Source organism: Hymenobacter aquaticus (assembly GCF_004765605.1).
GTDB classification, from domain to species: domain Bacteria; phylum Bacteroidota; class Bacteroidia; order Cytophagales; family Hymenobacteraceae; genus Hymenobacter; species Hymenobacter aquaticus.
The window spans coordinates 340096-354035 of sequence record NZ_SRLC01000001.1 but is presented as its reverse complement, the minus strand read 5'-3'; the positions used below and the strand labels follow the sequence as shown (position 1 = coordinate 354035).

Below are 13940 nucleotides of genomic sequence, written 5' to 3'. Positions count from 1 at the left end.
GGCCCTCCGCGCTACCTACTTCTGCGTGGCGGCCCAGGCGTCCATCGACTTTTCGGCCAGGTCCAGGGGCATGGCCGCGTTTTGCAGCAGCTGGTCGTGGAAGGCGCTGAGCTTGAACTTGGAGCCGAGCTGCTTCTGGTACTTGCCGCGCAGGCTGATGATCTTCATCTGCCCGGTTTTGTAGGCCAGCGCCTGCCCCGGCCAGGCCATGTACCGCTCGATTTCGGCCGTGGCGGCCTGCTCGTCGATGGCGCGGTTGTCCATCATGTACCGGATGGCCTGCTCCCGGGTCATGTTCTTGGTGTGCATGCCCACGTCGACCACCAGCCGGATAGCGCGGTGCATCTCCCCGTTCAGGGCGCCCATGCGCTGGTAGGGGTCGGTGTAGAGGCCCAGCTCCCGGCCCAGACTCTCGGTATACAAGGCCCACCCCTCGCTAAAGGCGCTGTAGAAGGCGAAGCGCCGGAACTTGGGCAGCTGCTCGTTTTCCTGCTGCAAGGCAATCTGGTAGTGGTGGCCCGGAATGGCCTCGTGCAAAAACAACGACTCCATGCCCCGCGTCACGTTGTACTTAGTGGCATCGACGATGGGCACGTAGAAAATGCCGGGACGGGAGCCGTCGGCCAGGCCGCGGTTGTACTGGGCCGAGGCCGAGGCGGCCCGGAAAGCCTCCGTCTGCCGCACCTCGAAGCCGGTTTTGGGCACCCGGCCAAACATCTTTTTCAGGTTGGGGTCAATCTTGGCCTGAATGCCCCGGTACACGCCGAGCACCTCGTCGGCCGTTTTGAAGGGCATGAACTTGGGGTCGGTGTTGAGGTAAGCGAAAAAGGCGTTCAGGTCGCCCTTGAAGCCCGTCTCCGCCTTGATTTTCTCCATCTCCTGCCGAATGCGCTTCACCTCCGCCAGGCCCGTCTGGTAGATTTCCTCCGGCTTTTTGTCGGTGGTGGTCCAGTAGCGCACGGCGTAGCGGTACATGTCGGCCCCGCCGGGCACGGCCGAAATGCCGGTGCTGGTGCGGGCCTTGGGCAGGTACTCGTTCTGCAGAAAGTCGTGCAGCTTCTGGTAGGTGGGCGCCACCTGCTCCCGGATGGCCTGCTGGTAGGCGGCCGTGAGGCGCTGCTGCTCGGCGGCCGGCACCCCGGCCGGAAACTTGGCTACCGGCCCGTAGAAAATGCTCTTGGTGGGGTCCGGCGTGACCAGGGCCTGGAGCTGGGGCAGCATCTTTTCCACCAGGGGCCGGGGCAGCACCACGCCGGCCCGCATGCCGCGCCGGAAGTTGCTGATGGCCGTATCGGCCCACACGGGGTAGACCCGCACCCGGCTCAGCCAGTTGTCGTAGTCCTGGGTAGTTTTGAAGGGCTGGTTGCCGGAGCCCGCGCCCAGCTGCGCCAGCCCAATGGGCAGGCCGCTGAACTGGGTGAAGGGCATCATCCAGCTGTTCTGCCGGAGGCCTTCCAGGCGCATCTGCATCTCGTAGAGAAAGATGTCGTAGCTGACCCGGTCGTTGTCGGAGAGCTTCGAGCGGTCAAACTGCTTGAGCTTAGCCAGGTACTGCTCAAAAAACTGCCGCTGGGCCGCCCGGTGGGCCACGGTGCCGTCGTTGGGCAGCTGGTCGTTGTAGCGGTTGTCGCCCTGCCCGGTGGCTTCCACCGGGTAGAGGCGGGCGCGCTCGTCCCAGTACGAATCGAACAGGGCCGCCAGCTGGGGCGAATCGGCCGCGGCGGGGGCGGCGGTGTGGCTCATTAGGGGGCCCAGCAGGGCCGCCGCCAGCGTAGCCGACAAAAACAGGTGCTTCACGGAAGTAGAGTTGGTGGTGCAGGCTAAATGTAACGCCATTATGCTCCGGGGTTGCAGCAAGCCGGCAGTCTGCTTTCAGCCGGGGCAGTGGCCGAGGCCGGCAATAACGACAAAGCCCCCGGCACATGCCGGGGGCTTCGCGGGGGTAAAAGCCCAAGGGCGGATGCCTACCGCTAGGGGTGCGGCTGGCGCGACACGTAGAGGATAGCCGGCTGCTTTTTGCCTTTTTCCGGCGGAATAGCCTCGCCGGTCGTGGCATCGAAGCGCAGCCCTGAAGCGGCCACGTACAGGCGGTTTTGGGCATCGAGGTGCAGGTTGTTGAGGTAGTGCCGGGCGGGTAAGCCCAGCTCCTTCTGGACCGCACCCGCCAGCCGCAGCAGATCAGAAGCCGTATTTAGCCGGGAGGTGGAGTTGGGCATAGGCTTGGAGTTTTCCCGGATCCGGTAGGTGGTAGTAGCCGCCGTGGTTACCAGTCCGATGGGCCGGCTCATGGTGCGATACTCGTCGTAGGCGTAGTTCTCGGCGGTGTAGTGCCAGGTGGTGCCAAAGTCGGCGGTATATATGTCGGCGAAGGAGGCTACCGTCTGGCCCAGCGCATTGGTCTGGGTGAACGTCAGGGCAAATACCGTGTCGTGGCGCTGCAGCAGGCCGGGGACGGGGCCATTAAAGTCGTGGCTTTCCCGCCAGGTTTTCCCTTGGTCGCTGGAGGCATACACTTTCTGCTTGGTGGCCACCAGCAGCGTCCGGTCCAGGTCGCCCGCAACGGAATAGGCCGCGTCACTGGAAAATTCAGTGGAAATTTCCAGCTTCACCCAGTTCGGGTCCGGCACTTCAGCGGGCTCGACTGCGGCCTGCTTTTGGCAGGAAGCGGCCACCAGACCGGTCATCAGGAGTAGATAAGTCGGTTTCATGGGCTGGTAAAAAATGGCTGTAGTAAAGAGTCGTTGCAACAGATAGGGTTGAAAAGTACAGAATTAATTGCCGGCACCTGTATATTCCGGCCGCTTGCTTGTGCGCATCTTTGAGCTGGCTTGGCGGCTGAATGCCGCCGCTGGCCCAGTAGTTTTATCCTGCTTCCCCGCTCTTCTCCTTATGGAATCATCCACCCGCGCCACCATCGTGGCCGAGCTGAAAAGCCTGCTCGAAAAAGGCTTTGCCCACGCCTCGCTCGAAGAAGCCTGCGCCGACATTCCCGCCGCCGACCTCAACCGCCGCGTGCCCCAGGTGCCCTACACGCTTTGGGAGCTGGTCGAGCACATCCGCATTGCCCAGTGGGATATCCTGGAGTTCTGCCGCGACGCCACCCACGGCTCCCCGGAGTGGCCCGCCGGCTACTGGCCCGCCGCCGCTAACGAAGCCGACGAAGCCACCTTCCAGGCCACGCTCCGCAGTATCCGGCACGACCGGAACCAGTTTCTGGCCCTGCTCCAGGACCCGGCCCGCGACCTGCTGGCGCCCCTGCCCCACGGCACGGGCCAGAACCTGCTGCGCGAGGCCATGCTCATCGCCGACCACACCTCCTACCACATGGGCCAGCTGGTGCTGCTGCGCCGCCTGCTCGGCAACTGGTCCTGACGCCGGGCCCGCCGCCGCGACCGGGGCACCAAACTGGAAAAGAGTCCTGAAGCCTGGGCCAAAACCCGGTATATTAGCGGCATTGCCTTCCCGATTTTTCCTCTCTTTACTCCCTTAGTTGATGTCATTTTTACGTCGCAGCATCATTACCGCTGCTTTTGTCGGCAGCCTGAGCGTGGGCAGCTTCGCCCAAACCACTACCCCGGCCGCCGAAACCGGGCCCGCAGCTCCCTCCGTGGCCACGCGCGCCACCCCGCTGCTGCGGCCGGCCCAGGTGAAAGGCCAGAAGTACAAGGACTACCTCTACCAGCGCTACGCCGACGACAAAGAAGCCCGCGCCGTGGTGCACCTGTTCAGCCGCAAGCATACGGGCGGCGTGGTATGGCTGCTCACCGGGGCCGGCGTTATCGGGGCCGTAGCCAGCCAAACCGGCACCAAAACCACCGACTCGGGCACGACCACCGTCGAGGTGACGCCGCTGGGCTGGGGCCTTTTATTTGGCGTATTCGGGGGCGTGGGCATTGGTAAGCTGGCCCGCTTCAACAACGAGAAGCTCTACGCGGCCCTGGTCGACTACGACCTCAGCCACGCCTTTCCCGGGGCCATTATGGGCAAGCTCAAGGACAAGGACTACCGCTAACCCCACTTGCCTAGCCGGCGGCATCTTGCAGGCCAACTCCGCCCCGCGCTGCCCTTAGCCGCGCAGCAGGCTTTTCCCGGTTAGTCTTGAACATACAAACGCTCCTTACCACTGCGGCGGTAAGGAGCGTTTGCGCGTTCAGGGCGCGGTAAGCTTTAGAGTCAGCGGCAGAAAGCCGCCTTATCCTTGACGGCCTACGAGCTGCACGAAAGCGTGGCGCAGCCGGGCTTTTCGCGGGCCCATTCGGGGCGCTTGGCGGCCAGCTCGTCGTGTTCGGGCTGCTCGGCGAAGGGCGTTTTGAGCACCTGCATCAGGCGGTTCAGCACCGACAGGTCGCCGGCCTCGGCGGCTTCGATGGCCTGCTGGGCCAGGTAGTTGCGCAGCACGTACTTGGGGTTGGCGGCCAGCATCTGGGCCCGGATGGCGGCCGGCGCGGCCGTTTCCTGCCGGAGCCGCCGCAGGTAGCGCGGCAGCCATTGGCGCAGCTTCTGCTGGGCTTCGGGCTGGTCGGTGTAGCACGCGGCGGCCAGCAGCTCCTGCCAGGTTGCCGCTTCTGCCTCGGGCGTTGCCAGCACGGCCGGGGCGGCGTGCGACAGGCGGCGGAAAAACAGCGTCAGGTCGGCTTCCGCTGCGGCCAGGGCTTCGTTCAGGTCCTCAAACAGCGCCTGGTCGGCGGCGTCGGCCTGGTCGGTGAGGCCCAGCTTGCCCAGCAGCATTTCGTGGCGGGTGGCGGCAAACGTGGCCGAGTACAAATCCAGGGCGGGGCGCAGCAGCTCGGGGTTGGGCACCAGGTGGGCCAGGGCCCGGGCCAGCTGCCACAGGTTCCAGAGGCCCACGTTGGGCTGCTGCCCGTAGGCGTAGCGGCGGGTGCCGAAGTCGGTGGTGTTGGGCGTCCAGTCGGGGTCGTAGGGCTCCAGCCAGCCGTAGGGGCCGTAGTCGATGGTCAGGCCCAGAATGCTCATGTTGTCGGTGTTCATCACCCCGTGCACGAAGCCCACCGACATCCAGTGCGCAATCATGACGGCCGTGCGGCGGCAGATTTCCTCAAACCAGCGCACGTACACCGTCGGCTCCGTCGGCGCGCCCAGCTCGGGGTAGTAGCGCCGGATAACGTAGTCGGCCAGGGCCCGCAGGTTGTCGAGCTCCCCACTGGCGGCCAGCAGCTGAAAGTTGCCAAACCGCACAAACGTGGGCGCCACCCGGGCCACGATGGCGCCGGGCTCGGCCTGGGGGTTGCCGTTGTAGAACATGTCGCGCACCACCGCGTCGCCGGTACTGACCAGGCTCAGGGCGCGGGTGGTGGGCACGCCCAGGTAGTGCATGGCCTCGCTGCACAGAAACTCCCGCACCGAGGAGCGCAGCACGGCCCGGCCGTCGGCGCGGCGCGAGTAGGGCGTGGGGCCCGCGCCCTTGAGCTGAATTTCCCAGGGCCGGCCATCGGAGGCCACGATTTCGCCCAGGGAAATGGCCCGCCCGTCGCCGAGCTGCCCAGCCCAGGAGCCAAACTGGTGGCCCCCGTAGCGGGCGGCAAAGGGCTTCATGGTGTCGGTGACGCGGTTGCCGGCCAGGGCTTCCACGGCCGGGCCCCGCTCGGCGGGCTTGCGCAAGCCCAGAAAATCGGCCAGCTCATCGGCCCAGGCCAGCAGCCGGGGAGCCGCCACCGGCGTGGGCCGCACCCGGGAGTAGTGGTAGCCCGGCACCTGCCGGGGCACGTTGTGCAGGGAGTCGTCGCCGCGCATTTCCTCCACGAAGGAGTTCTGAAAAGCGGCCTGATCTATCGTTGGCAAAGTGGGCATCAGTAGAGAAAAGAAAGTAAGCTGGAAGCAGCGCAGCACCTGGCAACAGCAGGGACGAGGCCGCAAGTTCGCCAACAAGGTTTCGGTGGGCTTGTTTGGGCGGCCGGGCCGGGCCCGTAGCTGTACCTTATCCGAACAGCTTTGCCGGAATAGGGTACAGATGTGTACCTTATTCTAGAAAAGCCGGCCGCATAAGGTACAACTCCATACTCCCGGAAAGCTGCCGGAAGCCGGCGGCCCGGCTACCCCGCCGCAAGGTACACTCGGTGGGCTTCGGGCAGAATCGGTAATTTTCCGGCCGCTATGAACCGCTTCGACCGTATCACCGCCATTCTGATTCAATTGCAGGCCAAGCGCGTGGTGAAGGGCCCCGAGCTGGCCCAGCGCTACGGCGTGAGTTTGCGCACCATCTACCGCGACCTGCGCACCCTGGAAGAAGCCGGGGTGCCCCTGAGCGGGGAGGCGGGCGTGGGCTACTGCCTGGCCGATGGCTACCGGCTGCCGCCGGTCATGTTCTCGCGCGAGGAAGCCACGGCCCTGCTCACGGCCGAAAAGCTGGTGAGCCGGCTTACCGATGCGCACTCGGCCCAGCTCAGCAGCGCGGCCATGGACAAGCTGCGGGCCGTGCTGCGCCGCACCGACCGGGACTACCTCGAAGATCTGGGTCCGCGCATCACGATTCTGCCCACCGGGCGGCCCGGCGGCACGCCGCACGCGCCGCCCGCCAACATCCATCAGCGCCTGCTCACGGCCATTGCCGACCAGCGCGTGGTGGGCCTCGACTACCGGGCCGGCTACCAGGGCACGGCTTCCCAGCGCGAGCTGGAGCCCATCGGCATCTACTTCGGCCACTACTGGCACGTGGTGGGCTTTTGCCGGCTGCGCCAGGAGTTCCGTGACTTCCGCCTCGACCGAATCGTGAACCTGCACCTGCGCGACGAGCAGTTTGCCCCCCGGCCCGAGACGCTGCAGTCGTACTGGGCGCAGCAGGCCGCCGGGCGGCAGGCCCAGCCCATGCTGGTGCGCTTCGCCCCGGAAGCGGCGGCCCGGGTGCAGGAAAACAAGCACCATTTCGGCGCGGTGCAGGAGCAAACCACGGCCGCGGGCGAGCTGGAAATCACCTTTCTCACCGGCCAGCCCGAGTACCTGGCCCGCTGGCTGCTGCTCTTCGCCGGGCAGGTCACCATCGTCGCGCCGGTGGAGCTGCGGGAGCGGGTGCGCGAGCTGGCCCACAGGGCGTATGCGTGCTTTGGCTAAGCCCGACGCCAGCCGCCGGCAGTAGGCCGCGGATATTTTTTTCAACATACCCGCCGCCTGCTGACATAGGGCTGTCACTGGGGGCCGCTAGGTTTGAGCCATCATTCACCCCAAACCTACTTCCGCAGATGCTGACTGCCACCCTCACTCCCCTTGCCCAGGCCCTGGTTTCCGAAATTGACCACGAACTGGAGCTGACCCGCCGCCTACTGACCCGGATTCCGGCAGACCAGCTCGGCTGGCAGCCCCACCCCAAATCCATGACGCTGACGGTGCTGGCCACCCACATTGCCGACTTGCTGGGCGGCATCGACATGACCATGCAGGCGACGGAGTTGGACCTGAACCAGTTTGAGACGGGAAACCCCGCCAAAGCGGCCAGCGTCGCTGAGCTGCTGGAGCGCCTGGCCACCAACGGCGCCTCCGCCACCGCGGCCCTGACCGCCGCGCCGGCCGAAGCCTTCGACGTGCTCTGGACGCTGCGCCGGGGCGAGGAAGTACTGCTGGAGCAGACCCGGGCCGAAATCGTGCGCCACCTGATCAGCCACATGATTCACCACCGCGGCCAGCTGACCGTGTACCTGCGCCTGCTCGACGTGCCCCTGCCCTATATCTACGGCCCCTCGGCCGACGAATTTACTTGGGTAGCGTAGCGCCTACCGGGCCGCCGTTCCGCAACCCCGACCAGACGTGCTGGTCGGGGTTGCGTGGCGTTGGGGCGGCGGGCGGCAGGTCAGGAAATGGCGCTGGGGCTGTGGGTGAGGGGCAATTCGAGCCGCTCCACGGTGTCGCGCTCAAAGTCAAACTCAATCAGGATGGCGGGCTCCTCGCCCACTACCCAGCCGTCGTGGCCCGGCTCGATGGCCACGGCCTGGGGCGCCACGAACGTTTCCACCACCCCATCGGCATACTGAATATTGATTTGGCCCTGGGCCAGAAAGCCCACGTGGGCGTGCATGCACAAGGGCGTGCCCACAATGGCCTTCAGGTTCTGGGACCACCGAAACCCAACCGGATACACGATGCGCTTGACGCGGGCCGCCCCGGTGCGCACCACGTCGACCTGCACCCCGCCTACTTCCCGGTGGTCGGCATCTTTCATCGGGCCGAGCAATGTGTTATTCTGATTCATACCGCGCAGTTAAAGTAAACCATGAAATAGGACAATTTACCAGATCAACAAGGCTAGCTTCCGGCGAAATCACCTTTGCAAGGCCATTGTAGCAGCTAGCCCTCAGCTAAATATAGAAAAAATACGGGATGAATCCTTACCCGCCACCCGGGAACAAAACAAGACTGACCCGGGCCACCGGCGGCAGCAACTCCCTGGAAGACGCCAACCAGCAGGTATTCATATGCTGTGCTCGAAGCGGAACGGTAGCTGCTCCTGCCCCGCCAAAAAGCCCCGCTGACCTAGGTCAGCGGGGCTTTTTTTACGCAGCGCTTCACCCCGTCCGGGCTGGAGGCGCGGCGCCGGGCCGGCGCAAAAACTACTTCTTGCTGGGCGCCACGGCCACTACGGCATTGGCGGGCAGCGGAATTTCGCGCGAGGTCTGGAATTCGGGAGCCTTGTCGGCCGTCTCCTCCACCTTGCGCTGCACAATGCGCAGCGTACGGCCGCCCACGTTCATCACGGCCAGATCGTAGCTGGTGCCCGAGCCGGGGTCGTAGCTGCGGAAGCCCATGAGCATGTCGCCAGGGAAGCCGGCCAGCTTGGCTTTCGCCTTGTCGACCACGTCGGGCTTGCCGCTGAACTGGCCCAGGTCGATGTCCTGGTCTTTGGAGCCTTTGAGCAGCAGGTGGGCGCTGGTTTTGCGCTCTTCGGAGCTGGGGCCGGGCTTGAAGCTGAAGCTGATTTTCAGGTTTTCGGTGGTGCTGGCGGCGGGGGCCGCGGCCGGAGTCGCGGCAGCGGTGGCCGTGTCGGCGGCGGCAGCGGCGGGGGCCGCCGCGGTATCGGCGGCGGGCGCGGTGGCGGTGGTGGCGTCGGGGCTGGTTTGCTCGGCGGCGGGAGGCGTCTGGTTGCAGCTGGCCAGCAGCAGGGCGCTGGCAGCCGCCAGGGTCAGGGAGGAAAACTTCATCGGGGTAAAAAAATAGGCGGGAGAAAACACGGGAGTTGCGCCGGCCAACCTACGCACTTTAGGCGCACCTCGGCTGCGGCCCGGCAAAATTGCGTTTTTTCGTTTTACGGCAGCCGCAGCTTTGGCTCAACGGCCTCTTTCACCCGCCGAAACCGCAGGGTGTTGCCCCGGGCCGTGTAGCTCAGGGTCAGGGCGGCCGCCGAAACGTCGACCACGCTGTAGCACAGCGGGGCGCTACAGGCCACGTCGACGACGGCCAGGTAGTCGCCCTTGGCCACGGTGTGGGCGGCCAGCGTTGCGCAGGTGGCCGCGCAGGTATCCGTCACCTGCAGGCGCAGCACGTCGTCGTCGGTGCTGGTGCCGCTGGTCACGTAGCGCATCGTCAGCTCGGTGCCTTTCACAATCCAGAACTCGCGCTTGTCGTCCACCGACTGCCATTTGCCCTGCAGCATGGCCAGGGAAACCAGGATGGGCTGGGGCCCCGCAACGGGCACGGGCCGCACCGGCGTGGCGTGCACCGGCTTGCGGGCGGGCACGTGTTTTTTCTGACCCAGGGCCGGCAGCGCCAGCAGGCCAGCCAGGGAAAGCAGCAGGTAGTTCATTCAGCAGAGTAGGTAGAGCGGCAAAGATGCGCGAACTCCGGCAAAACCCCGGCTCCGGCCAAAGCATTCCATCGGGCGGGGCGGGCTACAGCGGGTGCGCGTCGTCGGTGGAGCTGGCGCCGGGGTCGGTCAACTCGTCGGCGCTGGCGGCGGCCGTATCGGGCGCGGGGTCGGCGGCGGCGGTATCGGATGAAGCTGGCTCGATGGGCTCGGCCGGTTCCGGGGCCGCGGGGGCCGGCGTGGGCGCCGTATCGGGGGTGGGGCCCTGCTGCTGGGACTTGTCTTTCGGGTCGGTGGGCGCGGCGGGTGCGGGGGTTGGGGCGGGAAGCGTCATCAGGAAGGGTGCCCGGCGGGCGGTTGGGTACGACAAACGTTGCGCTTACAACGTAGGCCGGCTATTCCGGGTTGATTTTCAAGCCCGTTGCCCCCGGCCCGGCGTTTTCTGTTCCTGATCCGGCCGCCGGGCCCTTGCCCGGAAGCAGCTACGGCCTTACTTTTCCCGTATGTCAGGTAATTCCTGCCTGAACCAAAGCGGCGGCGGTGCCGCACCCGGAAGTAGCGGCCTGCTGTATGAAATTGTTGCTTTTCCGGCGCTTCCTGCTGGCCGGATTCCTGCTGATGCTTGTTGCGCTGGGCCTGGGTGGCTGGCTGCTGGGCACGCGCTGGGGTCAGCGGCAGCTGGAGCACTGGGTGCGCCAGCAGGTGAGGCGCAACTCGGAGCTGGTGCTGGCCCCGTTCGAAGTTACCCTCTCGCCCTGGCGCGACTTTCCCCACCTGACGGCCTCCATTCACCACGTCAGCCTCACCGATACTTCGTTTGGCCAGCAGCACCCGGTATTGGCCGTGGGCCGCGCCGACCTGCGTCTGGAGCTGGCCAGCCTGGTGCGCAAACAGGTGCGCATCACCCGCCTGGTGGTCTGGAACGTGGATTTCCGGGAGCGGGTCGATTCGCTGGGCCGCAGCTGGGGCCTGCACGGCAAGCGCCGCCACACCAGCGCCGGCACCGGCCCGCCCCTCGATATTGCCCTGGACTCCCTGCTGGTGCACCACTTCCGCATCCAAACCCGCAACGACTACGCCCACAGCGCCTTCGGGGCCGAAGTGCGGCGGGCTCACCTGTCGGCCACCATTGCCAAAGGAGTATTGCGGGCCCACGGCACCTTGCACGGCGAGCTGAGTTATCTGCGCAACAACCGGGGCACGCTGTTCCGGCGCAAGCCGGTGTGGGCCTCGGTCAATTACGCGCTGGAGTTTAAAAAGCACGAGGGCACGCTCCACCACACTCGGGCCACGCTCAACGGCGACACCATCCGGATTCGGGGCTCCCACCGCACCATTGCCAACCAGCCCGGCACCCGCCTCAACTTCCGGTTCGACGGGCAGCAGCCCCTGATGGAAGTGCTGCGGGCCGCGCTGCCGCCCAGCCAGACGGCCTATTTCGCCGAGGCCACCAGCCCCAGCAAAGCCCGCATCCGCTACCAGATTTCGGGGCTGACCGGCCCCACCCGCCGCCCGCGCAACATTCTCACCTTCTCGCTGCGGCGGGCCCAGCTGCTGTGGCCCGGCTCGGCCCGGCGCATCAACCACTGGGATTTGCTGGCTACCTACGACAACGGCCCGGCCCACAACCTGACCACCACCGTGCTGACCGTGCAGCACTGCCGCCTCTACTCCTCGGCCGGCCAGCTGAACGTGGCCCTCACGCTGCGCGACTTTTCCCGGCCCTTCGTCAGTGGGCGCTTCCGGGGCAAAACCGAGCTGCCCCAGCTGGCCGCCGTGCTGGCTCCCGGCCGGTGGCAGGCCCGCCACGGCACCGCCGAAATGGACGTGCGCCTGCACGGCCTGCTACCCCCCACCGACGACGGCACCGACCTGGCAGTCGCCCAGAAAAGCCTGTCGGTGCGCGGCTTCGTGACCCTGCGCGACGCGTCGTTCGTGGTGCTGAGCCGCCGGGCCGACTTCTCCGCCCTGAACGTGCGCGTCGGCCTGCGCGACAGTATCTGGACGCTTTCCCACGCCTCGGGCGTGCTGGACCAGATGCGGTTTCGGGCCTCAGCTACCACCACGGGCCTGCTGGATTACGTGACCGGCCAGGCGCTCAACATGGCCGTGGTCGGCCGCTTTGCCGTGGAAGAGCTGCGCGTGCAGCGCCTGCGCGAGCTGCTACGCCCTCCCTCGGCCAGCACGCGGCAGGTGGCCCGGCAGCGGGCCGCCACGGCCTCCAACCAGCTGGCCACCCTGGGCGGCAGCCTGATTCCGCCGGGCGTGCGCCTGAACGTGGATTTGCGCTGCACCCGCCTCGTGCTGCCCACCGACACGCTCGAGCAGGTAGCCGCCACGGTGCACCACGACGGCCAGCAGGTGCAGCTCGATAAGCTGGCGGCCCGCATCTGGGGCGCGACGGTGCACGGCCGGGTGTCGTGGCCCACCGATACGCTGCAACAGGTGGCGCCCATCCAGTTTCACCTGGCCGTCGACTTCGACACGATGAACTACCGCCGCCTCGTGGCCCGCCTGGCCCGCCCGCCGCGCCGCTCGGCCGCCGCCCCGGCCAGCCCGGCCCTGCGCGAGCTGCTGCTGGCCGCCAACGGCGAGCTGACCTGGAACATCCAGACCCTGCAGCTGGAAGGCAGTGAAAACATCCGCCGGCTGCGGGTGCAGATGCGTAAAAACGGCTCCGAAATCAACCTGCCCGCCCTGAGCTTCGCCACCAGCCGGGGCGGCACCGGCCAGGCGTCGGCCCTGATCCGGCTGGACGGCACCCGCCTGCGGGCCGCCCACGTAAACCTGGACCTGCGCTACGCCACCCTCGACGTGCAGCGCCTGCTGCTGCTGCTGGCCAGCCTGAATCCGGAGGATAAGTCGGTGCCGCTGCCGGCCGCGCTGGTCGAGCGGCGGGCCGAGCGGCGCGCCCGGCGGCAGCAGCAGGCGCCGGGCTCCATTCTCACCAACGGCATTCTGCGGGCCGTGGTGCGGGTGCAGGCCGACCGGGTAAACTACGGGGCCGTGCGGGGCCGCGGCTTCGCGCTGGAGTCACACCTGCGCGACGGGGTGGCCCGGGTTGATAACTGCTCGTTGCAGGCATTTCAGGGCACGATTGAGCTGCGGGGCCGCATGCTGCTCAACGTGGACCGCCACCACCACCCGCTGCACGTGCAGATGCGCCTGCAAGACGTGGAGCTGCCCGACCTGCTGGCCGCCGGCACCGCCATTGGCCTCAGCGTGCCCGAGCAGGACAACGTGCGGGGCAGCATGCGCTGCGCCACCGACCTGCACACCGACCTGGATTCGGCCTTCCTGCCCCGCCTCGACCAAACCCGCTGCTACCTCAAGGCCGACCTGCGCGACCTGGAGCTGCTCAACGTGGAAGCCCTGTCGCAGGCCCTGAAATTCATGCGCGAGGAGCGCACCCGCCACCTGTTCTTCGAGCCCTTCAGCAGTGAGTTCGTCCTCAACCGGGGCGAGCTGCTGATTCCCAACCTGAACCTGAACAGCAACCTGAGCAACATGCAGGTCAGCGGCAACTACTTCCTGGACGGCCGCGCCAACCTCTACATTGGCCTGAACCCGATGCAGGCCCTGTTCGGCGACAACGACAAGCGCATCGAGCGGATTCAGCAGAGTGAGCCACTGCGCCGCCCCAACCACAAGCTCACCTACATCAACCTGCAGCGGCCGGCGGCCGGCACCCGCTACTCCGTGCGCCTGTTCAAGGGCAACGAGCAGCGCCAGCAGCAGGCCCTGTTGCAGCAGCAGCTCCGCCAGATTCTGCTCACCCAGCGCCTCGACACCACCCTGCGGCTGCTGCGCTGAGGCTTTTTTCTCTCTATTCTTTTTATGACTGAATTTGACGCTGACATTCTGATTATCGGCGCGGGGGCGGCCGGTTTGCTGGCGGCCCGCCGCCTGGCCCAGGCCGGCCGGCGCGTGCTGGTGCTGGAAGCCCGCAGCCGCATCGGCGGGCGGGTCCACACCTTCACCGACGCCGGCTTTTCGGGCCCCACCGAGGCCGGGGCCGAGTTTCTGCACGGCGACGTACCCCTGACCCGCGAGCTGCTGGCCGACCTGCATACCGACTGCCACGACATGGGCGGCGACACCTACGAGGTGCTGGCCGGCCGGGTCCAGACCACCGAAACTTTCCTGGAGGAAATGCCCCTGCTGCTGGAAAAGCTCCACGCCCTGTCCCACGACG

Annotated in this window: 12 protein-coding genes and 1 pseudogene; 6 read left to right on the top strand and 7 right to left on the bottom strand. The window is 66.5% G+C overall.

Annotated elements, in window-relative coordinates; all coding sequences use genetic code 11:
* Positions 1-15 precede the first annotated feature (15 nt).
* The gene (locus tag E5K00_RS01465) at positions 16-1836 is read right to left on the bottom strand and encodes a DUF885 domain-containing protein (protein WP_135460962.1); all 1821 of its coding nucleotides are present in this window, start codon (positions 1834-1836) and stop codon (positions 16-18) included.
* 134 nt (positions 1837-1970) lie between these two features.
* Positions 1971-2708, bottom strand: coding sequence for a hypothetical protein (locus tag E5K00_RS01460; protein WP_135460960.1), 738 nt, complete (start codon positions 2706-2708; stop codon positions 1971-1973).
* Between the two features lie 181 nt (positions 2709-2889).
* Here E5K00_RS01460 and E5K00_RS01455 point away from each other — a divergent pair, with 181 nt between their 5' ends.
* Both E5K00_RS01455 and E5K00_RS01450 read left to right on the top strand, forming a co-directional pair.
* On the top strand, positions 2890-3372 hold the full coding sequence (locus tag E5K00_RS01455; protein WP_135460958.1) for a DinB family protein: 483 nt from the start codon (positions 2890-2892) through the stop codon (positions 3370-3372).
* Positions 3373-3493: 121 nt separating this feature from the next.
* Complete coding sequence (locus E5K00_RS01450; protein WP_135460957.1) at positions 3494-4012, top strand: hypothetical protein; 519 nt, start codon at positions 3494-3496, stop codon at positions 4010-4012.
* A gap of 194 nt (positions 4013-4206) precedes the next feature.
* On the opposite strand, the gene E5K00_RS01445 is transcribed toward E5K00_RS01450, so the two are convergent.
* Positions 4207-5808 carry a protein adenylyltransferase SelO gene (locus E5K00_RS01445; protein WP_135460955.1) on the bottom strand — a complete coding sequence of 534 codons (1602 nt, stop codon included), beginning with the start codon at positions 5806-5808 and terminating at the stop codon, positions 4207-4209.
* A gap of 303 nt (positions 5809-6111) precedes the next feature.
* Between E5K00_RS01445 and E5K00_RS01440 the strand changes: the two genes are divergently transcribed.
* Positions 6112-7065, top strand: coding sequence for a helix-turn-helix transcriptional regulator (locus E5K00_RS01440; protein ID WP_135460953.1), 954 nt, complete (start codon positions 6112-6114; stop codon positions 7063-7065).
* Positions 7066-7193: 128 nt separating this feature from the next.
* Positions 7194-7718 carry a DinB family protein gene (locus E5K00_RS01435; protein WP_135460951.1) on the top strand — a complete coding sequence of 175 codons (525 nt, stop codon included), beginning with the start codon at positions 7194-7196 and terminating at the stop codon, positions 7716-7718.
* A gap of 80 nt (positions 7719-7798) precedes the next feature.
* Here E5K00_RS01435 and E5K00_RS01430 read toward each other — a convergent pair whose 3' ends face one another.
* From E5K00_RS01430 to E5K00_RS01415, 4 genes are all read right to left on the bottom strand, one after another.
* Positions 7799-8197 (bottom strand): cupin domain-containing protein, encoded by a 399-nt coding sequence (locus tag E5K00_RS01430; protein ID WP_167856704.1) that lies wholly within the window; start codon positions 8195-8197, stop codon positions 7799-7801.
* A gap of 358 nt (positions 8198-8555) precedes the next feature.
* Positions 8556-9143, bottom strand: coding sequence for a hypothetical protein (locus E5K00_RS01425; RefSeq protein ID WP_135460949.1), 588 nt, complete (start codon positions 9141-9143; stop codon positions 8556-8558).
* A 104-nt stretch (positions 9144-9247) separates the two neighbouring features.
* On the bottom strand, positions 9248-9745 hold the full coding sequence (locus E5K00_RS01420) for a hypothetical protein (protein WP_135460947.1): 498 nt from the start codon (positions 9743-9745) through the stop codon (positions 9248-9250).
* 85 nt (positions 9746-9830) lie between these two features.
* A complete protein-coding gene (locus E5K00_RS01415; protein WP_135460945.1) occupies positions 9831-10079 on the bottom strand; it encodes a hypothetical protein in 249 nt (82 codons plus the stop codon).
* 236 nt (positions 10080-10315) lie between these two features.
* On the opposite strand from E5K00_RS01415, the gene E5K00_RS01410 reads away from it, so the two are divergent.
* The gene (locus tag E5K00_RS01410; protein ID WP_135460943.1) at positions 10316-13558 is read left to right on the top strand and encodes an AsmA family protein; all 3243 of its coding nucleotides are present in this window, start codon (positions 10316-10318) and stop codon (positions 13556-13558) included.
* A 24-nt stretch (positions 13559-13582) separates the two neighbouring features.
* A pseudogene (locus E5K00_RS23025) lies at positions 13583-13825 on the top strand (FAD-dependent oxidoreductase); the annotation flags it as partial.
* Positions 13826-13940: the final 115 nt, after the last annotated feature.